General features: G+C 73.6%; 18 protein-coding genes and 1 tRNA gene. 13 read left to right on the plus strand and 6 right to left on the minus strand.

Going from position 1 to position 24,325, the window contains the following annotated elements; all coding sequences use genetic code 11:
• Positions 1-41: 41 nt before the first annotated feature.
• Together ACIPKM_RS08400 and ACIPKM_RS08405 are read left to right on the plus strand one after the other, a co-directional pair.
• Positions 42-1,274 carry a D-alanyl-D-alanine carboxypeptidase family protein gene (locus tag ACIPKM_RS08400; RefSeq protein ID WP_402736545.1) on the plus strand — a complete coding sequence of 411 codons (1,233 nt, stop codon included), beginning with the start codon at positions 42-44 and terminating at the stop codon, positions 1,272-1,274.
• 2 nt (positions 1,275-1,276) lie between these two features.
• Positions 1,277-1,960 (plus strand): GNAT family N-acetyltransferase, encoded by a 684-nt coding sequence (locus tag ACIPKM_RS08405; protein ID WP_402736546.1) that lies wholly within the window; start codon positions 1,277-1,279, stop codon positions 1,958-1,960.
• 4 nt (positions 1,961-1,964) lie between these two features.
• On the opposite strand, the gene ACIPKM_RS08410 is transcribed toward ACIPKM_RS08405, so the two are convergent.
• Positions 1,965-3,287: a hypothetical protein gene (locus ACIPKM_RS08410; protein ID WP_402736547.1), complete on the minus strand. Its 1,323-nt coding sequence runs from the start codon at positions 3,285-3,287 to the stop codon at positions 1,965-1,967.
• 170 nt (positions 3,288-3,457) lie between these two features.
• On the opposite strand from ACIPKM_RS08410, the gene ACIPKM_RS08415 reads away from it, so the two are divergent.
• A complete protein-coding gene (locus ACIPKM_RS08415) occupies positions 3,458-4,825 on the plus strand; it encodes a serine hydrolase domain-containing protein (RefSeq protein ID WP_402736548.1) in 1,368 nt (455 codons plus the stop codon).
• Positions 4,826-4,832: 7 nt separating this feature from the next.
• Here the strand turns inward: ACIPKM_RS08415 and ACIPKM_RS08420 are convergent, their stop codons facing one another.
• Positions 4,833-5,627 (minus strand): SGNH/GDSL hydrolase family protein, encoded by a 795-nt coding sequence (locus tag ACIPKM_RS08420; RefSeq protein ID WP_079238902.1) that lies wholly within the window; start codon positions 5,625-5,627, stop codon positions 4,833-4,835.
• A gap of 23 nt (positions 5,628-5,650) precedes the next feature.
• On the opposite strand from ACIPKM_RS08420, the gene ACIPKM_RS08425 reads away from it, so the two are divergent.
• From ACIPKM_RS08425 to ACIPKM_RS08455, 7 genes are all read left to right on the plus strand, one after another.
• Positions 5,651-6,808 carry an acyl-CoA dehydrogenase family protein gene (locus ACIPKM_RS08425; RefSeq protein ID WP_402736549.1) on the plus strand — a complete coding sequence of 386 codons (1,158 nt, stop codon included), beginning with the start codon at positions 5,651-5,653 and terminating at the stop codon, positions 6,806-6,808.
• A 77-nt stretch (positions 6,809-6,885) separates the two neighbouring features.
• Positions 6,886-9,180, plus strand: coding sequence for an FUSC family protein (locus ACIPKM_RS08430; RefSeq protein WP_402736550.1), 2,295 nt, complete (start codon positions 6,886-6,888; stop codon positions 9,178-9,180).
• Positions 9,177-10,427, plus strand: coding sequence for a DNA polymerase IV (gene dinB, locus ACIPKM_RS08435; protein WP_402736551.1), 1,251 nt, complete (start codon positions 9,177-9,179; stop codon positions 10,425-10,427). The genes ACIPKM_RS08430 and dinB overlap by 4 nt, the downstream gene beginning before the upstream one ends.
• Positions 10,428-10,444: 17 nt before the next feature.
• Positions 10,445-12,361: a DEAD/DEAH box helicase gene (locus ACIPKM_RS08440; protein ID WP_374115176.1), complete on the plus strand. Its 1,917-nt coding sequence runs from the start codon at positions 10,445-10,447 to the stop codon at positions 12,359-12,361.
• 7 nt (positions 12,362-12,368) lie between these two features.
• Positions 12,369-12,578, plus strand: coding sequence for a hypothetical protein (locus ACIPKM_RS08445; RefSeq protein WP_071296324.1), 210 nt, complete (start codon positions 12,369-12,371; stop codon positions 12,576-12,578).
• A 32-nt stretch (positions 12,579-12,610) separates the two neighbouring features.
• Entirely contained in the window at positions 12,611-13,939 is a 1,329-nt protein-coding gene (locus ACIPKM_RS08450) for an NAD(P)/FAD-dependent oxidoreductase (RefSeq protein ID WP_071296325.1), read from the plus strand.
• Positions 13,940-14,079: 140 nt separating this feature from the next.
• On the plus strand, positions 14,080-15,552 hold the full coding sequence (locus ACIPKM_RS08455) for an HD domain-containing protein (protein ID WP_175475932.1): 1,473 nt from the start codon (positions 14,080-14,082) through the stop codon (positions 15,550-15,552).
• On the opposite strand, the gene ACIPKM_RS08460 is transcribed toward ACIPKM_RS08455, so the two are convergent.
• From ACIPKM_RS08460 to ACIPKM_RS08475, 4 genes are all read right to left on the minus strand, one after another.
• Positions 15,536-17,638, minus strand: a complete 2,103-nt coding sequence (locus tag ACIPKM_RS08460) for a sigma-70 family RNA polymerase sigma factor (RefSeq protein ID WP_175475934.1) — start codon at positions 17,636-17,638, stop codon at positions 15,536-15,538. The genes ACIPKM_RS08455 and ACIPKM_RS08460 overlap by 17 nt on opposite strands.
• A gap of 206 nt (positions 17,639-17,844) precedes the next feature.
• Positions 17,845-18,489, minus strand: coding sequence for a class F sortase (locus ACIPKM_RS08465; protein WP_254790940.1), 645 nt, complete (start codon positions 18,487-18,489; stop codon positions 17,845-17,847).
• Positions 18,490-18,685: 196 nt separating this feature from the next.
• Positions 18,686-19,978, minus strand: a complete 1,293-nt coding sequence (locus ACIPKM_RS08470) for a collagen binding domain-containing protein (RefSeq protein WP_402736552.1) — start codon at positions 19,976-19,978, stop codon at positions 18,686-18,688.
• Positions 19,979-20,354: 376 nt separating this feature from the next.
• Positions 20,355-20,440 (minus strand) — tRNA-Leu (locus ACIPKM_RS08475).
• 172 nt (positions 20,441-20,612) lie between these two features.
• Here ACIPKM_RS08475 and ACIPKM_RS08480 point away from each other — a divergent pair.
• The 3 genes from ACIPKM_RS08480 (at position 20,613) to mshC (ending at position 24,063) form a co-directional block, all read left to right on the plus strand.
• Complete coding sequence (locus ACIPKM_RS08480; protein ID WP_092387087.1) at positions 20,613-21,929, plus strand: M20/M25/M40 family metallo-hydrolase; 1,317 nt, start codon at positions 20,613-20,615, stop codon at positions 21,927-21,929.
• 62 nt (positions 21,930-21,991) lie between these two features.
• Positions 21,992-22,822, plus strand: a complete 831-nt coding sequence (locus ACIPKM_RS08485) for an undecaprenyl-diphosphate phosphatase (RefSeq protein ID WP_071296530.1) — start codon at positions 21,992-21,994, stop codon at positions 22,820-22,822.
• Positions 22,819-24,063: a cysteine--1-D-myo-inosityl 2-amino-2-deoxy-alpha-D-glucopyranoside ligase gene (mshC, locus tag ACIPKM_RS08490; protein WP_071296531.1), complete on the plus strand. Its 1,245-nt coding sequence runs from the start codon at positions 22,819-22,821 to the stop codon at positions 24,061-24,063. Before ACIPKM_RS08485 ends, mshC begins: the two co-directional genes overlap by 4 nt.
• Positions 24,064-24,325 lie beyond the last annotated feature (262 nt).

Consider the following 24,325-nt stretch of genomic DNA (forward strand, 5'->3'; position numbering starts at 1 on the left):
TCGCAGCCACGGGGTACCCGCCCCCGGTACGCTCGGTTCCCGTGTCACGAGTCGTCCGCCGCCCCCGTTCCGCCGTCCGGAGGCCGGTGACCATCTCGGTCGTCGCCGTGCTCGTGCTGGCGGTCGGCTACCTCGTGGCCGCAGCGGTCGTGCCGTTCGCCCCGGCGAGCGCCTCGACCACGACGTACTCCGCGCCCACGTCGTCGGTGCCGGACCTGACGTTCCCCGGCTACGGCGCCACCGCGGTCGAGGCCACCGACTTCCCCGAGAGCCTGCGCACGAGCGGCGACACGAAGCCCCGGTCGATCGCGAGCATCTCGAAGGTCGTCACGGCGCTCGTCGTGCTCGACGAGAAGCCGCTGCAGCCGGGGGAGCCCGGGCCGACGATCACATTCAGCCCCGGGATGCAGGCGCTCTACGCGAAGTACCTCGCGGTGAACGGCGAGGTCGCGCCGATGCCCGCCGGCCTCCAGCTGTCGGAGTACCAGACGCTCCAGGTCATGCTCATGAAGTCGGCGAACAACTACGCCGGGTCACTGGCGCTCTGGGCCTTCGGGTCGATGGACGCCTACCGCCAGGCAGCGGACGAGTGGCTCGACGAGCACGGACTCGACCACACCACGATCGAGGAGCCGACCGGCCTCGACGCGCACAACACCTCGACGGCCACCGACCTCGTCGAACTCGGGCAGCTCGCGCTCGCGAACCCGGTGGTGAAGGAGGTCGTCGGCACGAAGCAGGTCACGGTGCCCGGCGCCGGCGCGATCGAGAACTCGAACAAGCTCCTCGGACTCGACGGTGTCGAGGGCATCAAGACCGGCACGCTCGACGAGGCCGGCGCCTGCCTGCTCTTCGCGGCGACGTACGAGCGCGGCGGCGAGGAGGTCACGGTCGTCGGCGCGATGCTCGGCGGCGTCGACCACGACTCGCTCGACGTCGACGTCCAGCGGCTGCTCCGGTCGGTCGCCGACAACTTCCAGGTCGTCACGCTCGCCCACGCCGGGCAGACCTTCGGCACGTTCTCGACGCCGTGGCAGGACGAGGCGGACGCGGTGTCGCGGTCCGCGGCCGAGGTGCTCGTGTGGGGCCGGACGAAGGTGTCCGCGAGGACGAAGCTCGAGCAGATCACCCTCGGCACGAAGGGGGAGCGCGTCGGCACGGTGCGGTTCACGATCACGGACCACGACCCGGTGACGGTGCCGCTCGTGCTCGAGCGGCCGATCGACGACCCGGGCGTCTGGTGGCGGTGGACGAACCCGTTCCAGGGCGCGTGACGGTGCCGGCCTCCGTGCGCCCGTGGCGGTCGTCCGACGCGCCGGTGCTGCTGGCGGCGTCGGCGGACCCGGAGCTCGCGCGCCAGTTCGGCGGCGTGCGGTTCGACGACGTCGCGGCGGCGGAGGCGTTCATCGGGGCGACGTACCGGTTCGACGGGCACGCCCGGTACTGGGCGATCGTCGCGGACGTCGTGGACGTGGCGGACGGGCGCGCCGGGTCGGACGGCGCCGGGTCGGGCGGCGCCGGGGCCCGCGTCGTCGGCTGCGTCGGGGTGACGGCCATCGAGCACACCCACGGCACCGCCTGGGTCTCCTACTGGCTCACACCGGAGGCCCGCGGCCGGGGCCTGGCGACCCGCGCACTCGCCGCTGCTGCCGAGGACGCCTTCGCCCTCGGCCTGCACCGCCTCGAACTCGGGCACCGAACGAACAACCCGGCGTCGTGCGCGGTCGCGACCCGGGCGGGGTTCCGCGCCGAGGGAGTGGAACGCGAGAAGCTCCGCTACGGCGACGACCGCTTCGACGTCGAGACCCACGCCCGCCTGGCGACCGACCCGACCCCCGACACCGTGCCACTGCCCCGCGACCCGGCCAGCCCGCCGCCCCGCGACCCGGACAGCCCGCCGCCCCGCGACCCGGCCAGCCCGCCGCCCCGCGACCCGGCCGACGCGCGCCGGGGTGTCTGAGCTCTCACCGGCCGACGGCGCGCTCGACCATCGCGCACGGCACGGTAGCGTCCCACCCCACGATCCGGGGCATCGCGCCGACCCGGACGGTGTCGCCCGGGTGCGCCGCGCAGTACGACGCTCGGTGCTCGATCTCGGCGGACCACTGCGGCCCGTGCTCCCGGAGCGGCACCGCCCCGGCCCCGGCCACGAACGCGACGAGCGAGGCGGCGACGAGCACCCCGCCCGCTGCCCGCCACGACCACCGTGCGCGGGCGAGGAACACCTCGGCGACGAGGACCACCGCCGCGGTCAGGAACATCGACGACGCGGCCGCGTACCGCAGGGGCGCCGTGCCCGCCCACGCCGCCGGGGTGAACGAGGACCACGTCGTGCCGGGCGTCCGGTTCACGATGAGCGCCGCGTACCAGACGACGCCGGCGCCGACGCCCACGGCGAGGAGCATCCACCGGGTCCGCCAGTCCGCCAGGACGAGGGCGGCCACGACCGCGACCACGAGGAGCACGGCCGGGACGGTGACGACCCACCAGCCGTGGGCGGAGACGGACGCCCCGACCGCACGCACGTCGGCGTTCCCGCTGCCGCCGACGACCTGGGCGACGAACCCGGCGGTCATGTCCCGGAACGAGGTGATGCCACCCTGGTGCGTGGCGGAACGGGGGTGTGTCAGCGCTGCCGTGACCTGTGCCGCGACACCGAGCACCGCGACTGCTGCGACGGGGATGACCCGACGCTGCCGACGGCCCAGCAGCAGGAGCGGCAGGAACACGGCGGCCTGGATCTCGCTCGTGGTCACGACCGCCACCGCGACGGCGGTCCACGCGGACGACCACCAGCTCCGCGGACGGTGGGCGAGCAGCCACGGCGCCGCGAACAGCAGGTACCAGTGCAGGTTCGCCGCGGTCCCGGCGATCTCGACGGGAGCCAGCGGGACGAGGGCGGGGACGGCCGCGAGGAGCACCCGGAGGGGCCAGGCCCGCACCACACCGCGCGCCAGGACGAAGACGGTGCCGCACACCGCGCCGAGGACCGCGCACGACATCGCCGAGACGGACAGCGCGTACAGGTCGATCCGTCCGAGCGCGACGGCGGCGTCGACCACCAGCCGGGGCAGGACGTGCAGGTAGCCGTCGTACGGGTGCCACACCGACCGCACCGGGCCGAGGGTGAGCCGGTCGGTGAGGAAGCGCCCGGAGTCCTCCGCCCAGGCGACGCCACGGGCCGGGCTCCCGATGCGGACCCACGCGAGCAGGCCGGTGGCGACGGCGACGAGGAGCGCCCAGACCGCCGTGGTCGGTCGTCTCCGTGGGTGGTCCGCCGTCGTCATCGGACCCCCTCGTGCCGTCGTGCCGTCCGTGCTGTGCTGCTGCCGATCGATCCTGGCGTGCGCCGGTGGACGGCACCCGTGACGCAGATGCCGTGACTCTCAGACAGACCGACGAGGACGCGGACCGAACCGCTGCGCGCGCCGACCCCCGGCGACGTAGTGTCGGACGGGTGACGACGACGTTCCCCCGGTCCACCCCGTCCGCCCTCGGCATCGACGCCCGTGGCCTCGCCCGGTTCCTCGACGCCCTCGAGTCGACGCCCGACGTCGAACCGCACAGCATCGTGCTGCTCCGGCACGGTCAGGTGGCGGCCCAGGGCTGGTGGCGGCCCTACGCCGAGGACCGCGTCCACCTGCTCTACTCCCTCAGCAAGAGCTTCACCGCCGCCGCCGTCGGGATCGCCGTCCGCGAGGGGCTCATCGACCTCGACGACACCGCCCTCTCGTACTTCCCGGAGCTCGACGCCGAGATCACCGACGAACGCAGCCGTCGCATCCGCGTCCGGCACCTGCTCGCGATGGCGAGCGGCCACCGCGAGGACACCATCGACCGCGCCCGGGAACTCGACCGCATGAACGTCGTGCGCGGCTTCCTGCTCCTGCCGCCGGAAGAGGAACCCGGCACGCTCTTCACCTACAACCAGCCGTGCACCTACACCCTCGCCGCCATCGTCCGCCGCGTCAGCGGTGGGTCGCTGGTCGACTACCTGCGTCCGCGGCTGCTCGACCCGCTCGGCATCGACGACCTGGCGTGGCGCCGGGACGAGACCGGCGCAGAGCTGGGCTTCAGCGGGTGCTACGCCCCGACCTCGGCGATCGCCGCGCTCGGCCAGCTGTACCTGCAGCGCGGCGTGTGGGAGGGCGAGCGGATCCTCGACGAGGACTGGGTCGCCGCCGCCACGAGCAAGCAGATCGACAACCTCGACGAGGAGAACCCGGACTGGTCGCAGGGCTACGGCTTCCAGTTCTGGATGGCCCGCCACGGCTTCCGCGGCGACGGCGCCTACGGCCAGTTCTGCGTCGTCCTGCCGGAGCAGGACGTCGTCCTCGCACTCACCGGCCAGAGCCTCGACATGCAGGCCGTCCTCGACGCGGCCTGGCAGCACCTCCTGCCCGCCGTCGACGCTGCGGACCTCGACGCGGCCGCGGATGCGGACCTGGAGGCGCGGCTCGCCTCCCTGGGGCTGCCCCCGGTGCAGGGCGGTCGCCTCCCCGACCTCGGCGCCGGTCCGTTCCGCGGTGACGGCATCGACCGGATCGGCTTCACGCGCGACGGCGACCGGTGGCGGGCGGCCCTCGAGGTCGACGGCGGGACCCTCTCGGTGCCGGTCGGCGAGGGGGAGTGGGCGGTCGACGGTCCCCTCGCCGCGAGCGGTGCGCTCGCACCGGACGGCACCGTGCTCGTCGACGTCCGGTTCGTGGAGACGCCGCACCTCGCGCACGTGCGCATCGACCTCGCGGCCGGGACCGCCACCGCGTCGTGGGCGACCGAGCCGCTGCACGACGGTCCGCTGACCCTGCGCCGCCCCGCCGACTGATCGAGCGCTACGGGGTGTCGGACTTGTGCTCGACGACGTCCTGCAGCTCGGGTCGCTTCGGGGTCACGCCGTCGCCCGAGGACGTGTGCTTGATCCGCCGGACCACCCACGGCACGAGGTACTCGCGCGCCCAGCCGAGGTCCTCGGCGCGGGCCTCCCGCCACGGACGGGCTTCGAGCGGCTCGGGGTTGAACGGTTCGAGCCCGTGCTCGACGCCGAGCGCGTCCAGCACCGCGGCGGCGACGGTCGCGTGGCCCATCGGGGAGTGGTGCAGCCGGTCCGGAGCCCACATCCTCGGGTCGCGGAGGACCCGGAGCGCCCACATGTTCGCGACGAGGGCGCCGTGCTTCAGCGCGATGGCGTGCAGGTTCTCGTTGTAGATCGCCGTCTTGCCGCGGACCATCCCGAGCACCGGGGTCATGCCGACGTCCGGACCGGTGAAGAGCACCACGGTGGCGCCGTCGCTCCGCAGCCGGGACACCATCGCGTCCACACGCTCGGCGAGCTCGTCGGGGTCGGAGCCCGGCCGGATGATGTCGTTGCCACCGGCCGACACCGTGACGAGGTCGGGACGGAGGGCGAGCGCCGGTTCGACCTGCTCGTCGATGATCTGCTGCAGGAGTCGCCCGCGGATCGCCAGGTTGGCGTAGGCGAAGTCGTCGGTCTGGTTCGCCAGGACCTCGGCCACCCGGTCCGCCCAGCCACGGTTCCCGCCGGGGACGGTGGGGTCGGGGTCGCCGATCCCCTCGGTGAACGAGTCACCGATCGCGACGTACCTGGACCACGGATGACGATCTGACACCCCTCGGACCATAGTCTCGTGGCATGACGAAGGCCAACCCCGCGGCGGTGCTGGGCGACGAGCTGCTGGAGCGCATCGCCACCCGCGCCCCCGGCTACGACGCCGCGAACGCGTTCTGCACCGAGGACCTCGACGAACTCCGGGCGGCCGGGTACCTGCGGCTCGGGGTGCCCGTCGAACGCGGCGGTGCCGGACTCGGGCTCGCCGCGACGACCGCGGTGCAGCGGCGGCTCGCGGAAGCCGCACCGGCGACGGCGCTGGGGCTCGGGATGCACCAGGTCTGGGTGCAGGCGGCGCGCGCCGTCACTGCGCGGGGTGGGTCGTTCCTCCAGGCCGTCACCGACCACGCGGCGGACGACCACCTGCTCGCGTTCGGTGTGAGCGAGCCGGGCAACGACGCCGTCCTCTTCGACTCGCTGACGACGGCGGAGCCGGACGGCGACGGCGGCTACCGCTTCACGGGGACGAAGGTCTTCACCTCGCTGGCCCCGGCGTGGGACGTGCTGAGCGTGTTCGGCAAGGACGGGTCCGGGCCGGAGCCGCGGCTCGTGCACGGTTTCGTGCTGCGGTCCGACGGCGACGTCGAGCACCTCGACGACTGGGACACCCTCGGGATGCGGGCGACGCAGAGTCGCACGACGAAGCTGCACGGCGTGCACGTGCCGGCGGCCCGGATCGTGCGGACCCTGCCGGTCGGGCCGAACCAGGACCCGCTCGTGTTCGGCGTCTTCGCGGCGTTCGAGCTGCTCGTGGCGTCGGTGTACGTCGGGATCGCCGCGCGTGCGGTTGCACTCGCGGTGTCGGCGGTGCGGTCGCGCACGGCACTCGACGGGACACCGCGGTCCGCGGACCCGGACGTGCGCCGGGCGATCGCGGACATGCGCGGGACGGTCGACGCGATCGAGCTGCAGGTGACCTCGCTCGCCCGGTCGGTCGACGAGCTCGACGACCTCGGGCCGCGGTGGTTCCCGTTGCTCGTCGGGACGAAGGCCCGGGCGGTCGACGCGGCGCAGCACGTCGTGGACGAGGCGATGCGGGTCGTGGGCGGTGGCGCATACCGGGCCGGTGGCGAGCTCGCGCGCCTTGCCCGGGACGTCCGGGCGGGCCAGTACCACCCGTCGTCGCGGGACTCGGCGGCGCGGACGATCGCGGCCTCGGTGCTGGGGCCGCTCGCACCGTAGCGTCGCCGCCGCGCGCCCCCAAACTAGTTCGCTTGCGGTACCATTGGCCTCCCCAGCGAACAGGAGGCGGCCGGAGCGTGCCGAGGACCGAGACCACGAACCGGACCGCCCCGCGGCGACGGACCCGCACCCAGCGACTGACGGACCGTGCCCTCGCACTCGACCCCGGGCTCGTGAAGACCGACGGTGCCCTCCGCACGCTCGTCGCCGTCCCGGCCGGCATGGCCGTCGGGTACGCGATCGCCACGGCGTTCGGCCTGCCGGCGATCCTCGGCGTGATGATCGGCGCGATGCCGGCCTTCATCACCTGCCTGGTCATCGTCGACCCGAGCACGGGCCGGACCGCCGCGCGCACCGGGGCGGTCCTCGTGCCGTTCGTCGTCGCACTCGCCGGGAGCATCGCCCTGCAGCCGTTCCGGCTCCTCGAACTCGTCCTCATCGTGGTGCTGCTGTTCGTGCAGTTCGCGGCGGCCTCGTGGGGCGTCTGGGCGGCGGACGCGGCGATCGTCGGGTTCGCCGGGTACCTCTGCGGACTCCTGCTGCCCCTGCCCGAGACGAGCGTCGTCCCGCTCGGGCTCGTCGTCGCGGGCTCCCTCGCCGTGACGATCGTCGTCCGCCTGCTGTTCCGGCCGGACCCGCACCGGGCGCTGCTCCGGACCCGTCGCGGGTTCGTCGCCCGGGGGTCCGACGTGCTCGAGGCCGCCGCCGCGGTCCTGGCCGCCGGAGCCGTCGGCGCTGCCGCGGACGACCAGCGCGCCCGCCGCCGAGCCCTCCGCCGGCTCGGACGCGCTCGTGACCGGTACCACGAGATCGCCCTGACGGTCGACGGCATGCTCGCCGCGAGCGGGGTCGACGCCGACACCACGGCCGAGGATCTGCACCGCCTGGTGTTCGACACGCACTTCGCGATCGACGAGCTCGGCCGCGCGGCCGGGGCGCTGGTCGAGCAGGGCGCGCCGTCGGACGTCCGGCACGCCGCGCTCCGGGCCGTCACGCTCGTCCTCCGACACGGCGGCAGCCACGGCCAGGAGGCAGCGCACACCCTCCTCGCCCGCTACGGGATCACGGCCTCGGCGGCCGACGACGGATCCCGGACGACCGCGATCGTCCGCCGCATGGCCGCCGAGTTCGCCGACCTGCGGTCCGCCGGACTCCGGTGGCGCGAGCTCCGCGACGAGCTGCCCCGCCACGGCGCCGGCGTACCCTTCGCCACGCCGGTGATCCTCGCCGGCGGGCGCCCGGCCGGAGCCGTGCCGGTCGTCGCGGACGCCGTCGCCGAGGGGCCGTGGCGCCGCTGGCACCTCACCGCGTCGCTCCGGACCGCCGTCCACGCCGCCATCGCCGTCGCGATCGTCGAACCCCTCGCCCTCCTGCTCGACGGGAGCCGGTTCTACTGGGGCGTCATCGGCGTGATGATCGTCCTCGCCGGCACGAACACCACGCACGAGCGGATCCGGAAGGGCCTCCACCGCGGCGTCGGGACGGTCGTCGGGGGAGCGGTCGGGATCGTCCTCGTGCACCTGCTCGGCACGACGCACCCGTGGGTGACGATCGTGTTCGTGTGCGTCCTGCTCGCCGTCGGCACGTACGGCTTCGGCGGCGTGTACTCGGTCTGGGCCGCGTGCCTCGTGGTCGTCCTCTGCCAGGTGTACGCGTTCTCCGGCACCTTCACGGACGCCCTCATCCCGATGCGGCTCGCCGAGAACCTGCTCGGTGCCGCGGTCGCGGTGCTCGTCAGCGCGGTCGTCTTCCCGATCGCCACCCGTGCCGTCATCCGGCGCGCGGTGCGGCGGCAGCTCGTCGCGGTCCGCGCATTCGTGCTCGCGCTGGTGGGGGTCGAGGACGACGAGGCGGACGCGGCCGACACGACGGCGGCGGACCGCGCCCGGCGTGACCTGCGCGCCCGGTCGCGCGCGGTCGACGCCGCCACCTACCAACTGGACGCCGTCCTGCGTCCGATGGTCCGCTTCCCGACCGGCGGCCCGGCGCGCGCCGACGCCAGGACGCGCACCTCCCTGCAGGCGGCCGCGACCTTCGCGCGCGAGGCGGCCGGGAGGCTCGGCTCGGCCCCGCAGGACCCGCCAGCGGCCCTGCGCGGTGCGGCCGACCGCCTCGCCGCCTCGATCGCGCAGCTCGCCGACGGCATCGTGGCCGGGCCGCGGTCCGTCACGTCGACGGCGGTCTGGGTCCGGGTCGGCGACCAGCTCGACGAGGCGGTGGCCGCCGCCTCCGGACGGCCGGACGAGCGGGCGATCGCGACGGCCGCGCACGCGCTCGGCCGGATCGACGAGGCGCTCGCGCTGCTCGCCGAGCGCCACCGCGCCACGGTCGTCGGGGCGATGTCGGTGGGTCCTGGCATCATCGCCGTGTGAGCAAGCAGGACGGACGCAACCGACTGGTGTCCGACGCGCCCGTCGACGACGTGACGGCGAGCGTGCTGCACGTCGACATGGACGCCTTCTTCGCCTCGGTGGAGCTGCTCGACCGGCCGGACCTCCGCGGCCTGCCGGTGATCGTCGGGCACGACTCCGACCGCTCGGTCGTCACGGCCGCCACGTACGAGGCCCGCAAGTACGGCGTGAACTCCGCGATGCCGATGGCCGTTGCCAAGCGCCGGTGCCCCGCGGCGATCATCGTCGAGCCGCACTTCGAGAAGTACCGCGCGAAGTCCGACGCCGTGATGGCCGTCTTCGACCGCTTCACGCCCCGCGTCGAGAAGCTCGGCATCGACGAGGCCTTCCTCGACGTCGCCGGAGCGATCCGGCTGTACGGCACCCCGTGGGAGATCGGTCGGGCGATCCGCGCGGCGGTGTACGCCGAGACCGGCCTGCACTGCTCCGTCGGCGCCGCGTCGACCAAGTTCGTGGCGAAGCTCGCGTCGAGTCGGTCGAAGCCGGACGGCCTGCTCGTCGTGCCGGCTGCCGACACCGTGGCGTTCCTGCACCCGCAGCCCGTGTCGGCGCTGTGGGGGGTCGGCGGCAAGACGCAGGAGACCCTCGAACGACGCGGCATCCGCACCGTGGGGGACCTCGCGACCACGCCGCTGGGCTCGCTCGTCTCCGCGCTCGGTCCGGCCGGCGGTCAGCGCCTGCACGACCTCGCGTGGGGCCGCGATCCGCGCGTGGTCGAGAGCGGCGTCGGCGAGAAGTCGATCGGGCACGAGGTCACCTTCGGCCACGACCTCACCGAGCGCGACGACGTCGCCCGTGAACTCCTGCGCCTCGCCGACAAGGTGGCCGTGCGACTCCGACGGGCCGACGTCCAGGCACGGACGGTGGCGCTCAAGGTCCGCTACACCGACTTCACCACGCTGACCCGGTCCCGCACCCTCGCGGAACCGACCGACGTCGCCAAGCGCCTGCACCGCGAAGCCGTCGAGCTGTACGACGTGCTGCACCGGCCGGGCAACCGGATCCGGCTCATCGGGGTCCGTGGCGAGAACCTCGTGCCGGCGGCGGCGAGCAACGCGCTCTGGGACGACGACGCGCCGTGGCGCGAGACCGAGACGACGATCGACGCGGTCGCCGCACGCTTCGGCGCGGGCGTGCTCCGACCGGCATCCCTGGTGCGCGGCACGCCCGAGGGGCACGTCCTGCACGCTCGGCAGGACGAAGGGTGACGGTAGAATCTCGTGCAGTGAGCGCAGCCGAGTACACCGATCAGCCAGGGGCGGGGGACCAGCCCGCGGCCCTGTGGGACGACGGCACCGCAGCGCCTGAGCACGCGGTCGTCGCCCACGACGAGGCCGTCGCCGCTGCCGAGGCGGCGGGCAACTCGGCCGTGCAGAACCTGTCGCCGGCCTTCCCGGACCGTGCCGCGTGGGGCACCGCGTCGAAGCTCCGCGCCTGGCAGGTCGAAGCGCTCACCAAGTACTTCGAGACCGAGCCGCGGGACTTCCTCACGGCCGCGACGCCCGGCGCCGGCAAGACCACGTTCGCGCTCCGGCTCGCCACCGAGCTCCTCGCCCGCGGCACCGTCGACCGCATCGTCGTCGTGGCCCCGACGGAGCACCTCAAGCGGCAGTGGGCGGACTCGGCGGACCGCGTCGGCATCCGGATCGACCCGATGTTCAAGAACGGCGACGGCATGTTCGGCCGGCACTACCAGGGCGTGGCGATCACGTACGCCCAGGTCGGCATGAACCCCGAGGTCCACCAGAAGATCACCGCCGGCGGCAAGACGCTCGTGATCCTCGACGAGGTCCACCACGGCGGCGACGCCCTGACCTGGGGCGACGGCATCAGAGAGGCGTTCTCGAAGGCCACCCGTCGCCTGTCCCTCTCCGGCACCCCGTTCCGCTCGGACACCGCGCCGATCCCGTTCGTGCAGTACGCCCCCGACGAGCAGGGCATCCGCACCTCGATCTCCGACTACAACTACGGCTACGGGCGTGCCCTCAAGGACGGCGTCGTCCGCCCGGTGCTCTTCATGGCGTACGCCGGACAGATGCGCTGGAAGACCCGCATGGGCGACGAGATGTCGGCGTCGCTCGGCGAGCAGGTCACGAAGGACATCACCGCCCAGGCCTGGCGCACGGCGCTCTCACCCGAGGGCGAGTGGATGCCGGCCGTCCTCTCCGCCGCCGACAAGCGCCTGACCGAGGTCCGGCGTGGTGTGCCGGACGCCGGCGGCCTCGTCATCGCCACGGACACCACCACGGCCCGCGCGTACGCCCGGATCCTGCAGCAGATCACGGGGGAGCGGCCGACGGTCGTCCTCTCCGACGAAGCGGCGGGGTCCAGCCGGATCAGCGCCTTCGCCGAGGACACCTCCCGCTGGATGGTCGCCGTCCGCATGGTGTCCGAGGGCGTCGACGTGCCGCGGCTGTGCGTCGGCGTGTACGCCACGAGCGCGAGCACCCCGCTCTTCTTCGCCCAGGTCATCGGCCGCTTCGTCCGGGCCCGACGGCGCGGTGAGACGGCGAGCGTGTTCCTGCCGAGCGTGCCCGGGCTGATGGCGCTGGCGGCCTCCCTCGAGCTCGAGCGCGACCACGCCCTCGACCGCCCGAAGGACGCCGACGACGGGATGTACAACCCCGAGGACGCGATGGTCGCCGAGGCCAACAAGGAGGACCGCGCGTCGGAGAGCCTGCTCGAGGTCCAGCCGTTCGAGGCGCTCGACTCGCAGGCGTCCTTCGACCGTGTCCTCTACGACGGCGGCGAGTTCGGCAGCGGCGGCGAGGTGGGCTCGCTCGAGGAACTCGACTTCATCGGCATCCCGGGGCTGCTCGAACCCGACCAGGTGCGCGACCTGCTCCGAGCACGCCAGGCGACGCAGGCGAAGCGAGCGAAGGGCCGTACCCCGAAGGACGGCATGCCCAAGGCAGCGGCCCCCGCACCCGAGGACCGCCCGATGTACCAGACGATCAAGGAGCAGCGGTCCGAGCTGCACCGGCTCGTCTCGATCTGGTCCCGACACGCGAACGAACCGCACGGGGCCATCCACGCCGAACTCCGCCGCATCAGCGGTGGCCCGGCCGTGGCGCAGGCGAGCATCGAGCAGATCCAGAAGCGCATCGACGTGCTGCGCTCCCGCATCGGCGGCCGCCGGTGAGCACCGCGTGATCGAGACCGTCGACGACCGCACCTGGTACGTCAAGCGCGACGCGGAGTCCTCGCCCGAGGCGATCATCGACCGATTCGGCGGGGGCTACCGGCTCCGTCGGTTCTCGCTCACCGAGTCCCGCCGGACGCCCCACGGGGTGTACACGGGCGTCGAACTCGCCGAGACCGCGTGGTGGCGGCTCCGCGACAGGCCGCGGACCTCATGACATCGCAAGCCGAAGTCGGGTAGACCGGGGGAATGGCAGACTCCATCCCTCACGTCCTCGTCCTCGGCGGCGGCTCCGCTGGCTACACCACCGTCAAGCAGCTCCAGAAGCACGCAGCGACCGTGCCGATGCGCATCACGCTGGTGGACCAGAACACGTACTACACGTACCTGCCGTTCCTGCCCGAGGTCGCCGGTGGCCACATCGCCCCGAAGGACGTGACCTTCGAGCTGCGCCGTGCGCTCCGCAAGACCCGGGTCATCCAGGGCAAGGTCACCGGGATCTCCTCGGCCGACAAGACCGTCTCGATCGCCACGGCCGGCGGTGACGACCGCACGCTCGGTTACGACCAGCTCGTCGTCGCGCTCGGCTCCGTCACGCGCACGTTCCCGACGCCCGGGCTCGAGGAGTACGGCGTCGGCTTCAAGAGCGTCGAAGAGGCCGCCTACGTCCGCGCGAAGCTCCTCGACAACATCGCCAAGGCCGCTGCCACCCGCGACGAGGACGAGCGCCGCAAGCTGCTCACGAGCATCTTCGTCGGCGGCGGGTACACCGGCGTCGAGGCGATCGGCGAACTGTTCGACGTCTCGCAGGCCGCCATCAAGACCTACCCGTCGCTCGCCGGCGAGCACCCCCGCTGGGTCCTCATCGACGCGCTCGACCGCGTCGCGCCCGAGGTCGGTCCGGAGCTGTCCAAGTGGACCCTCGAGTCGCTGCGTGCCCGCGGCATCGACGTCCGCCTGAAGACGACCATGCCGAGCTGCGAGGGCGGCGTCGTGAAGCTCTCCGACGGCGACGAGTTCGCCACCGGCCTCCTCGTCTGGACGGCCGGCGTGAAGCCGAACCCGCTCCTCGACGCGTCCGACCTGCCGCGCGGCCCGAAGGGTCACCTCGCCGCGAACGCGAAGCTGCAGGTCGAGAGCGAGGACACCCACGAGGTCGTCCCCGGCGTCTGGGGCCTCGGCGACGTCGCGCAGGTGCCCGACCTGACGGCCGAGAAGCAGCCGGCGTACTACCCGCCGAACGCGCAGAACGCGGTCCGCCAGGCCGTCGTGGCCGCGGACAACGTGGTCGCGACGATCACGGGCAAGCCGCTCGAGGAGTACCGCCACCCGTCCATCGGCACCGTCGCGTCGTACGGTGTCGCGAAGGGTGCGGCGAACATCAAGGGCATCAAGATGACGAACCTCCTCGCGTGGCTCGCGCACCGCGCCTACCACGTGTACGCGATGCCGACGCTGAACCGCAAGGTGCGCATCGTGATCGGGTGGGTCACCGGGGCCGTGTCGGGTCGCGACGCGACGTCCCTCATCAAGGAGACCGACCCGCGCCGCACGTTCGTCGAGGCGTCGAAGTCCTAGACGCGCGTTCCTGACGGACGGGAGGCGCGGTGCCGGCTGGCACCGCGCCTCCCGTCCGTCGTCCGGTCGCGCCGACGCGCGTGGTGCGGCAGACTGACTCCCTCGGTGCCGCCGCACGGAGGTCCTGGAAGACACCGCACGTGACCACCACCATCTCCTGCCCCCGCTGTCGAGCCGTTCGCCGCCCCACCGGGGTGCACCGCTGCCCCGGACCGGACGACCCGGCCCGAGCGCTGGGCGTGGGCACCTGCGTCGCCGTGGTCCTGGACGTGCTCGCCGGTGTCGGCCGACCGTTCCTCGTCGGCGGCGTGGTCCGCGACGCGCTGTTCCGTGCGTCCGGGCGCGCGGTCCCCGTCGCCGACGACCACGACGTCGACGTCGAGGTGCACGGCACGGACACCGCCTCGGTCGTCGACGCGCTGCGCGCGGCGGGAGCCGTCGTCGTCACCACGGGGGCGCGCTTCGAGGTCCTCAAGGTCGTGGTCGAGGGCGTGCACGTCGACGTCGCGGTGGTGCCGGGGAACGCCGACGACGACGGGCTCGCCGCGGCCGCCGTCCGTCGCGACTTCACGGTCAACGCGGTCGCGTGGGACCCGGCGACGAACGAGTACGTCGACGCGGTCGGTGGGATCGACGACGCTGCCCGGGGTGTGCTCCGACACACCTCGGACCGGTTCGGGGACGATCCGCTGCGGGTGCTGCGCGCCGTGCAGCTGGTGGCGCGCTTCGACCTCGTGCTCGACCCGTCGACGGTGGACGTCGCCCGGTCGCTGGTGGACGCGTTCCCGTCCGTGGCCGCGGAACGGGTCTGGCCGGAGATCCGGAAGACGGCGCGAGGCGACCACCAGTCGCGGGCGCTCCAGGTGCTGCACGACACCGGGTGGGAGCGGCACCTCGCGGAGCTCGCCGCGGTGCGCGACGTGCCGCAGGACCCGAGGTGGCACCCCGAGGGGCCCGTGCACGTGCACCTGGGGCTCGCGGCGGACGCTGCTGCCGCTGCCTGCACGGCCGACGGCGTCACCGGTGAGGACCGCACCGTCGTGGTGCTCGGCGCGCTCCTGCACGACCTCGGCAAGGCGGGCGACGGAACGCAGCGGGAGCGGGACGACGACGGCACGGTCCGGGTCCGCAGCCTCGGGCACGAGGTCTCGGGCGCGCATGCGGCGCGGGACCTGCTGCGGCGGATCGGCGCCCCGCGCACCCTCACCGAGCGCATCGCCACGATCGTGCGTGAGCACATGGTGGTGCACTCGACCGACGGGGCAGCGCCGTCGGTGCCGGCAGCGCGCCGACTGCTCCGTCGTCTCGGCGGGTCGATGGCGACCGCCGAGTGCTGGGCCCGGGTGTGCGAGGCGGACTCGCAGGGACGGGGTGCGGCGTCCGGGCCGTCTCCGGCGTGGGCGTGGCTCGCGGTCATGCGTGCCGACGAGGCCGCGGGACCCCGGGTGCGCCTCGTGACCGGGCGGGACCTCGTCGCGGCGGGGCTCGCGCCGGGGCCGCGGTTCCGGGAGGTCCTGGACGCCGCGGCCGAGGCGCAGGACGAGGGGCGCTTCGAGGACGCGGCGGGTGCCCAGCGCTGGTTGCGGGAGCGGCTCCTCAGTCCGCCACGGTGATCGTCACCGTGGCGGACTCGGTGGACGCGCCCGCATCGTCGCGGTAGCGCACCGTGATGGTGTGCCGACCCGGCGCCAGCCCGGCGTCCCCGCGCCGGATGTGCCCGCTGAACCGGCCCTCGGCACCGGTCGACACCGTGCCGACGAGCGCGCCGTCGACGGCGACCTCGACGTCGGTGTCCGCCCAGCCGGTGATCGTGACCGGCAGCGGGCCGCCCGTCGCGGTGCTCCCGTCGGCGGGGTCGGCGATGGTCGGGACGAACGCGAAGGGGGCGCTGCTCGTCGCCGCGGAGGTGTTCCCGGCGGCGTCCCGTGCGGTGGCGCGGATCCCGGTGGCGGTCGGGGTGAGGCCGTCCACCGCGACGCGCCAGTGACCGTCGGCACCGGTGGTGGTCGACGCGGTCGCCGTGCCGCTCGTGGTGCCTGTGCCGCTCGTGGTGTTCGTGGCGCCTGTGCCGCTCGTGCTGCTCGTGCCGCTTGTGCCGCTCGTGCCGCTCGTGCTGCTCGTGCCGCGGAGGACGGTGACGTCGATCGTGCTGCCGGCCTCGGCGGTGCCGGAGAACACCGGCGGGGTGGTGTCGGTGGGCGTCCAGGTCGTCGCGATCGTCGGCGCCGCCGGAGCGGTGGTGTCCACGGTGACCGTGACGACCACGGGGACCGAGGTGGCGTGGTCCGGCGTCGTCGCGGTGATGCTGACGCGTTCGACCCCGTCCCCGGAAAACCGCAGCGTGGTCCGCCACCTGCCGTCGGACCCGGCGGTGGTCGTGGCGGTCAGGATGCCGGAGCGGACCTCGACGCGGCTGCCGGGCGTCGCCGTCCCGGTGAGCTCGACGGTCCGGCTGGCGATGAGCATCGTGTCCTCGGCCGGGACCGGGGGAGCGGAGCGCGGCAGCTGCGGGTCGACGCCCCCGGTGGTCGAGGATCCGCCGGTCCCCGGTGACGTGGGGTTCGCGCTCGGTTCGTCGGTGCGGACGTCGGGTGTCGAGGACGCCCCGGCGGAGGAGTCCCCGAGGACCGTGTCGACGACGGGGGTCGGAGCGGTCGGGACCGTCGTCCGTGCGCCGGAGTCGTCGCGACCGGGCGACGGCAGGGGACTCGGTTCGGCGACGTGGGCCGGGGCGGTGCGGTCGGCCGGTGCGGGGTGCTCACCGGACGGCGCCGGGACGCCCGCGGGACCTGGTGCGCGCGCGCCGGCGGTGGACGTGCCGGTCGGGTGGCCGTCCGACCACGTCCCGGCGACCGCGACGACGGTCGTGACGACGACGAGCGCTGCGACCACGCCGACCAGCCCGGTGACCGGCAGCGGCGCCCTGCGAGCGGCACCCGTCGCCGGGGCCGAGCGAGCGGGGGACACGGCCGCCGCAGCGGGGGCGTCCGCGTGCAGCACCGCGTGGCCGATGCCCAGACCGACCACCGGCGGGAGGAGTGCCGCCGCGATCCGTCCGGCGAGTCGGCGCGTGTCCTCGAGCACCGGCGGGCAGTGCACGCAGTCGCGGATGTGCGCCTCGAGCTGACGACGGTCGCGCGCGGTGAGCGTGCCCGCTTCGTAGGCGCCGAACGCGGCCAGTCGCCGACGGCACTCGTCGGGCAGGCCGTCCGTCGCGAGGTGTTCCTGGACCCAGGCCGCGCGGAGCGCCCGCCGTGCTCGGAACGCCAGGGACGAGACGGCGCCGGGCTGGAGGTCGACCAACGGGGCGACGTGTCGAGGTCGCAGTCCCTCGACCTCGGTGTACCAGAGCACGCTCTGCCAGCGTTCGGGCAGGGTGCTGAACGCTCGCCCCAGGGCCGTGCGGTCGGCGGCGCGGGCCATCTCCGTCGCCGCGTCGGCGCCGGAGTCCTCGAAGGCGTCGAAGTCGACGTCGGCGTCCGTGTGGCGGGCGCGTCGGCGGAACTCGGTGTTGGCGACGTTGCGGATGACCGTGTACAGGTACGGGCGGAAGAGTTCGTCGGGACCGGCCCCGCGTTCGATCGCACCGATGACGTTCGTGAAGGCCTCGGAGGCGACGTCCTCGGCGTCCGAGGAGCCCACGAGTCCGATCGCGTGCCGGACGGCGGCGCGGTGGTGCCGGCTCCACAGCGCTGCCACCGCCGACCGGTCGCCGTCACGCGTCGACCGGATCAGTGCAGCGTCACTGCCTGGCTCAGGGGCACCGCGCACGTCGTTCGTCTCCTCGTCCTGGGTTCACCGGCTGGGCGGTGCAGTCCATCTGAACACACCGCTCTCGGATGCGAGGAGTCCGGGTCGGACGTTTCATCACGCGACCCCGGTGGATCCGATCGGTGAGGACGGTGTCACGCCCGTGTCGCGGTGATCACGAGGTTCTGCGTCGACGGTGAGCCGTCCGGGTGTTCGAGGCAGGTGATGAGGAGCAACCGGTCGGGGACGTCGCCCCACACGTCGGCGTCGTCGGCGATGCGGTCCTTGTCCACCAGGGTCGAGCCGGTCACCGTGTACGCCACGCCCGCGACCGTCACCGCGGCACCGGTCGCGACCCGACTCCGACCCCGATCGACGTCCGTCAGGAAGTTCCCCGGGGCGGTGCCGCCGCCCCGCAGGGAGTGCATCACCACGACCACGGTGCCGGACGCGGCGTGCTCGGGGGTGACCCCGACGTCGCGGACCAGGTACGCCGACCGGAACCCCGGCGGCGTGATCCTGCCGCGCACGGCGTCGAGTGCACCGAGCGGGACGTCGAGGTGCACCGACGGGACGCTGAGGCGTCCGGACCCGCTGGACGTCGCTCGGGCTCCGGGAGCGCTCGCGACGGGTGCCTCGAGCCGGACGGGGTCGCCGTGCATGTCGCGCGCGGTGCCGGGCGGGGTCGAGTTCGTCGCGGTGACCACCCCGCCGATCCCGAGGCCGAGCATCGTGACCGCGCTCACGGCGGCGAGGACGAGCGGGAGTGAGGACGGTCGTCGACCGGATCGGACGTGCACGGTGTCTCCTCGATGGGTCGGTCGTGGTCGGGGCAGGTCGCGCGCTGGATGTGCGGACCGGTGGGCGCTTCGGGTGCTGCCCACCGGCCCGCGCGCCGGGTCGTCGTTCGGGCGACGGACCCGGCTGGACTCCGCCCGACGCAGGGTCGTCGAGCGGAGCGGTCGGGGGCCGCGGCACGGGTGCCGCGGCGACGGGTCACGGTCGCGTTCGTGCGCGCGTTCGTGCGCGCGTACGGGCGGCCAACACGCCGAGGACGAGCAACAGGGTCATGCCGCCGCTGCCGAGGAGCGCGACGGACCACCAGGGGGCCGTGCTGTCGGACGTCGTCCCTCCGGTGTCGACCGCCGCGCCGATCGCCGTGGGCACCGGCGACTCGGTCTCCTCGTCTGCGGTCGACGCACCCGGCGTCACGGTCGGCCGGACGGTCGGCTCGGCGGTCGGGGTCGGTTCGACCGTCGCCGGAGCGGTCGGCGTCGGGGTCGGGGTCGGCTCGACCGTCGCCGGAGCCGTCGGCGTCGGGGTCGGCGTGCTCGTCGGTGCCGTCCCGGACCCCGAGGCACCGCCACCCTGGTGCACGACCGTGCCGCTGACCGAGGAGTCGTCGTCGCCGTCGATGCTGATCGTGGCGGTGTTCGTGTAGGTGCCCGCCAAGCCGCCGTCGGTGACCCGGGTGGCGAAGTGGACGTCGTAGAAGTACCCCTGGCGCGCGGTGAACGTGACGCTCCCGGCCGTGCTGGCGTAGTCCTCTCGCGGCGCCGGCGCCCATCCGGTGAGCCCCTCTCGCCCGTCGTCCCAGGTGGTCGTCCGGTTCGTCTGCCAGAGCGTGGCGAAGGGGTACCCGCGGAAGCTGGTGAGGAGCTCCTGGTCGGGCCCGGGGGTGTCGGTGACCGTGATGCGCTGGCCGTCCCGCATGCCGTCGGCGCCGGAGCCGATCGCCACGGTCCACTCGACCACACCCGCGGCGGCGTCGTAGCTGCCCCACTTGCCGCTCGTCCGGCCGGTGAAGGTGCAGTCGACGGTGCACGTCCCGGGTCCGGTGCCGGGCTGTGCGGGTTCGACCGTGGTCGTCACGGCGGTCCCACCGACCTGGTAGGTCGTCGGGGTGGCGGACTCGGTGGTGGTCTCGACGGTGACCCAGAACGAGAACGATCCGTGCAGGTCGTTCGGGTGGGCGGCGACGTAGGCGCTGTCCACGGCGCAGTCGAGCTGGGTCGAGGACACGGTGCACCGTCCCATCGCGGAGCCGTCCGGTGCGAGCAGGGGGAACCCGTCGGAGCGGCCCTGGAGCTCGGGCGGCAGGTCCACCACGAAGCCGGCCGGGGTGGTGGGGAGGTCCGGCAGTGACCACGTGCCGGAGAGTTCGGCGGCGCTGCCGGACGTGACGGTCTGGGACGTGAAGCGGAGACCGTCGATCGTCGCGTTCGTGGTGTACTCGGCGGCGGCGGACGCGGGGACCGCAGCGCTGATGCCGGCGGCGATGGCGGCCACGGCGGCGATCCCGGCCGCGAGGAGGACGGATCCGCGTCGGTCGCGGGATCGGACAGGGTGGTGGTGCATTCGGGCTCTCGGGTTCCTGCGGCAGCCAGGCCCGCGGCACCGAGCGGGGACGTGGCCGTCGACTCGGGTCATCGGGTTGCGGTGCCGAAGGTGAGAGTCCGCCCGCCCCGTTTCGTCACGCGCCCGCCGCGACCCCAGCGAACCGGCACCCACCCACCTGCCGGACGCACCCCGCACCCGCCGTGAGCGCAGCGAACTGGCGCGGCTGAGGCGGTGACGCCCCGAGCGAAGCGACGGCGGCACTCGCCGGGAAGACACAACAGGAAATGCCCCCGGGCCGAAAGGCCAGGGGGCATCCCATTTCCTGTGTCCGAGGGGGGACTTGAACCCCCACGCCCTAATACGGGCACTAGCACCTCAAGCTAGCGCGTCTACCATTTCCGCCACCCGGACAGGTGTTTCTTCACTTGTCGGCCGTCGTTCCGGGCTGTTTCCCCGGCGTTCCTGCCGAGAGAAGACACTAGCACGGGTCTGAACGCCCGATGAACACAGCGGCGCATCCCGGGCGCGTCCTGCTGTGACGTCCGACGCCGGGGCCGTCGGCGCGGACCGGTAGCGTTGGGCCATGACGAACCCGGAGGCCACGCTGACCGACCTCGAGGCCACCGCGGCGATCGCCCGTGACCTCATCCGCATCGACACGACGAACTGGGGCGAGGGGAAGTCCCGCGGCGAGACCGAGGCGGCGCACTACGTCGAGGCGAAGCTCCGTGCGCTCGGGCTCGAGCCGCAGCTGTTCGAGTCCGAACCCGACCGGGTGAGCGTCGTGGCGCGGGTGCCCGGACGCAACCGCGACAAGTCCGCGCTGGTCGTGCACGGTCACCTCGACGTGGTGCCGGCGGACCCGGCGAACTGGTCGGTCGACCCGTTCGGCGGCGAGGTCCGGGACGGCATGCTCTGGGGTCGCGGCGCGGTCGACATGAAGAACATGGACGCGATGATGCTCACGTCGCTGTCGGACGTCATCGAGCAGCAGGGAGCGCCGGAGCGCGACCTCGTGATCGCGTACTTCGCCGACGAGGAGGCCGGGGGAGTCCTCGGCTCGCACCACGTCGTCGAGAACCACCCCGAGGTGTTCCGGGGTGCGAGCGCGGCGATCAGCGAGGTCGGCGGCTACTCGATCACCCTCGGCGACCGTCGTGCGTACCTGCTGCAGACGGGCGAGAAGGCCCTGATGTGGATCAAGCTCGTCGCGACCGGCACCGCGGCGCACGGGTCGCACGTCATCCACGACAACGCGGTGACGAAGCTCGCCGCGGCGGTCGCCCGGATCGGCAGCGAGGAGTGGCCGGTGCGGCTGTCGGCGACGACCGACGCGATGGTGGCCGAGGTCGCACGGTTCCTCGGGGTGGACCCGACGGTGACCGGCCCGGACGAGGTGGCGCTGGCCACGGGGTCGGCGTCGCGGTTCATCCACGCGGCCCTGCACACGACGACGAACCCGACGGTGCTCACCGCCGGGTACAAGCACAACGTCATCCCCGACCACGCCGAGGCACTGGTGGACATCCGGTGCCTCCCCGGCGACGAGGAGACGGTGCTGGCGCGTGTCCGGGAGCTCGCGGGCGACGACGTCGAGGTCGTGATGTCCTTCCGCGACATCGGGCTCGAGCAGGACTTCGGCGGCCCCCTGGTCGACGCCGTGCGCGACGTCCTCGGCCGCCACGACCCGGGCGCTCCGGTGCTGCCGTACCTGCTCTCGGGCGGGACGGACAACAAGGCCCTGTCGACGCTGGGGATCGCGGGCTACGGGTTCGTGCCGCTGCAGCTGCCGGCGGGTGTGGACTTCCCGGCGATGTTCCACGGCGTGGACGAACGGGTGCCGCTCGACTCGCTGGCGTTCGGGCGGCGGGTCCTCGGAGACCTCCTCGCCACGTACTGATATTGTGCATGGTCGCCGGTCCGGCGGTGTCCTGAACCGACTCTCCCCGAAAGGCCCGAGCCGTGCACATCCTCGAGGCGATCTTCCTCGGCTTCGTCCAGGGGCTCACCGAGTTCCTCCCGGTGTCGTCCAGCGCCCACCTCCGCATCGTCGGGCTGTTCCTGCCGGACGCGCAGGACCCGGGCGCGGCGTTCACCGCGGTGACGCAACTCGGCACCGAGACCGCCGTGCTGATCTACTTCTGGCGCGACATCACCCGGATCGTCGGCCGGTGGTTCCGGTCGCTGTCGGGGAACACCGTGCCCCGGAACGACCCGGACGCCCGTCTCGGGTGGCTCGTGATCCTCGGGACCATCCCGATCGGCATCGCCGGCCTGCTGCTCAAGGACTCGATCGAGACGACGTTCCGGTCGCTGTGGATCGTCGCGATCGTCCTCATCGTGTTCGGCATCGTGCTCGGCGTGCTCGACGTCGTCGGCAAGAAGGTCCGGCGCATCGAGCACATGACGTTCGGCGGCGGGATCCTGATCGGCCTCGCCCAGATGCTCGCCCTCGTCCCCGGCGTCTCGCGTTCCGGCGCGACCGTGTCGATGGGGCTCGCGCTCGGCTACACCCGCCCGGCGGCCGCCCGGTTCGCGTTCCTGCTCGCCGTGCCCGCCGTGTTCCTCTCCGGCCTGTACGAGGCCGCCACGAGCCTCGGTGACACCGGCGCACCGTTCGGCGTGGTCGACACGCTCATCGCCACGGTGGTCGCCTTCGTCGTCGGCTTCGTCGTGATCGCGGCGTTCATGAACTACATCAGCAAGCGCAGCTTCATGCCGTTCGTCGTCTACCGCATCGCACTCGGTATCGTTCTCATCGTGTTGTTGTCGCTCGGAGTGATCCAGCCGTGAGGGCCTGGAAGGTCCCGTCCGTCCCCGATGTCCCGGGCACCGCGCCCCGCCCGGTCGTGCACGACACGGCGACCGGCAAGCCCGTCGACCCGACCGGTGGCGAGGAGCGTGCAGCGCTCTACGTGTGCGGCATCACCCCGTACGACGCCACGCACCTCGGCCACGCCGCGACCTACCTCTCGTTCGACACGCTCGGTCGTGTCTGGCGGGACGCCGGGTTCGAGGTCGAGTACGCGCAGAACACCACGGACGTCGACGACCCGCTCCTCGAACGGGCAGCGCGGGACGGCGTCGACTGGCGCGAGCTCGCGGCCTCGCAGATCGACCTGTTCCGGCGCGACATGGAGGCGCTGCGGGTCCTGCCGCCGGACGACTTCGTCGCGGTGACGGACGAGGTCGAACGCATCGCCGAGGCCGTGGCGTTCCTGCAGGAGACCGGCTACGCCTACGCGGTGCCGACGCCGGAGTCCGCGGGCGACGACCTCTACTTCGACGTGAACCGCCCGACCGAGGCCTGGTCGCTCGGGGACGAGAGCGGCCTCGACCGCGAGACCATGCTCGCGCTGTCGGCCGAGCGCGGCGGCGACCCCGACCGTGCGGGCAAGCGCGACCCGCTCGACCCGCTGCTCTGGCGCGCCGCACGAGCGGGCGAGCCGAGCTGGGACTCCGCCGTCGGCCCCGGGCGCCCCGGGTGGCACATCGAGTGCAGCGTCATCGCCGGCGACCGCCTCGGCCTGCCGATCAGCGTCCAGGGCGGCGGCAGCGACCTCGTCTTCCCGCACCACGAGATGAGCGCCGGGCACGCCGCAGCGCTCGCGCACCAGCCGCTCGCGCAGGCGTTCGTGCACACCGGGATGATCGCCTACCAGGGCGAGAAGATCTCGAAGTCGCTCGGCAACCTCGTCACGGTCCGTGGGCTGCTCGACGACGGCGCCGACCCGCGTGCGATCCGCCTCGCGCTGCTGTCGCACAAGTACTCCGACGACTGGGAGTGGTTCGACACCGAGCTCACCAGCGCCACGACGCGCCTGGCAACGTGGGACGCCTGGGCCTCCGGGAGCGACGCGGGACACGCCGACGACGCGGCCGAGGTCATCGCCCGGGTCCGTGCCCGTGTCGCGGACGACCTCGACACGCCGGGCGCCGTCGCCGCGGTCGACACGGCGATCGCCGGCGGGACGGCGGTCACGCCGGACCTCGTGGACCTGGTCGACGCCCTGCTCGGCATCCGCCTCGGCTGACGCGACCGGCCGCCCCCGTTCGTCGAGCGGGCAGGACATGCCGCTCACGTTCGCCGAGAGGGCGGAGTCGCCCGACTCCAGGCGCCGAGCGTGACCGAAAGTGCCCGCTCGCGCGGACGGGACGCGACCGTGTGACGGACGGGAGGCGCGGGGGCCCCGGGGCCCCCGCCGCCCCGCCCGCCCGGGGGGGGGGGGGGCCCCCGCGCGCACCCGGGCGGGTTGGGCCGCACCCCCGCCCCGGTCTCCCGGCGGGCCCGGGCCG

The organism is Curtobacterium sp. NPDC086286 (genome assembly GCF_044746255.1).
Classification (GTDB): domain Bacteria; phylum Actinomycetota; class Actinomycetes; order Actinomycetales; family Microbacteriaceae; genus Curtobacterium.

What these genes read in the sequence shown, in the direction of transcription:
- ACIPKM_RS08410 (WP_402736547.1), bottom strand. Translation starts at nt 3,287, where the DNA reads ATGACGACGGCGGACCACCCACGGAGACGACCGACCACGGCGGTCTGG.
- ACIPKM_RS08425 (WP_402736549.1), top strand. Translation starts at nt 5,651, where the DNA reads ATGACGAAGGCCAACCCCGCGGCGGTGCTGGGCGACGAGCTGCTGGAG.
- ACIPKM_RS08450 (WP_071296325.1), top strand. Translation starts at nt 12,611, where the DNA reads ATGGCAGACTCCATCCCTCACGTCCTCGTCCTCGGCGGCGGCTCCGCT.
- ACIPKM_RS08480 (WP_092387087.1), top strand. Translation starts at nt 20,613, where the DNA reads ATGACGAACCCGGAGGCCACGCTGACCGACCTCGAGGCCACCGCGGCG.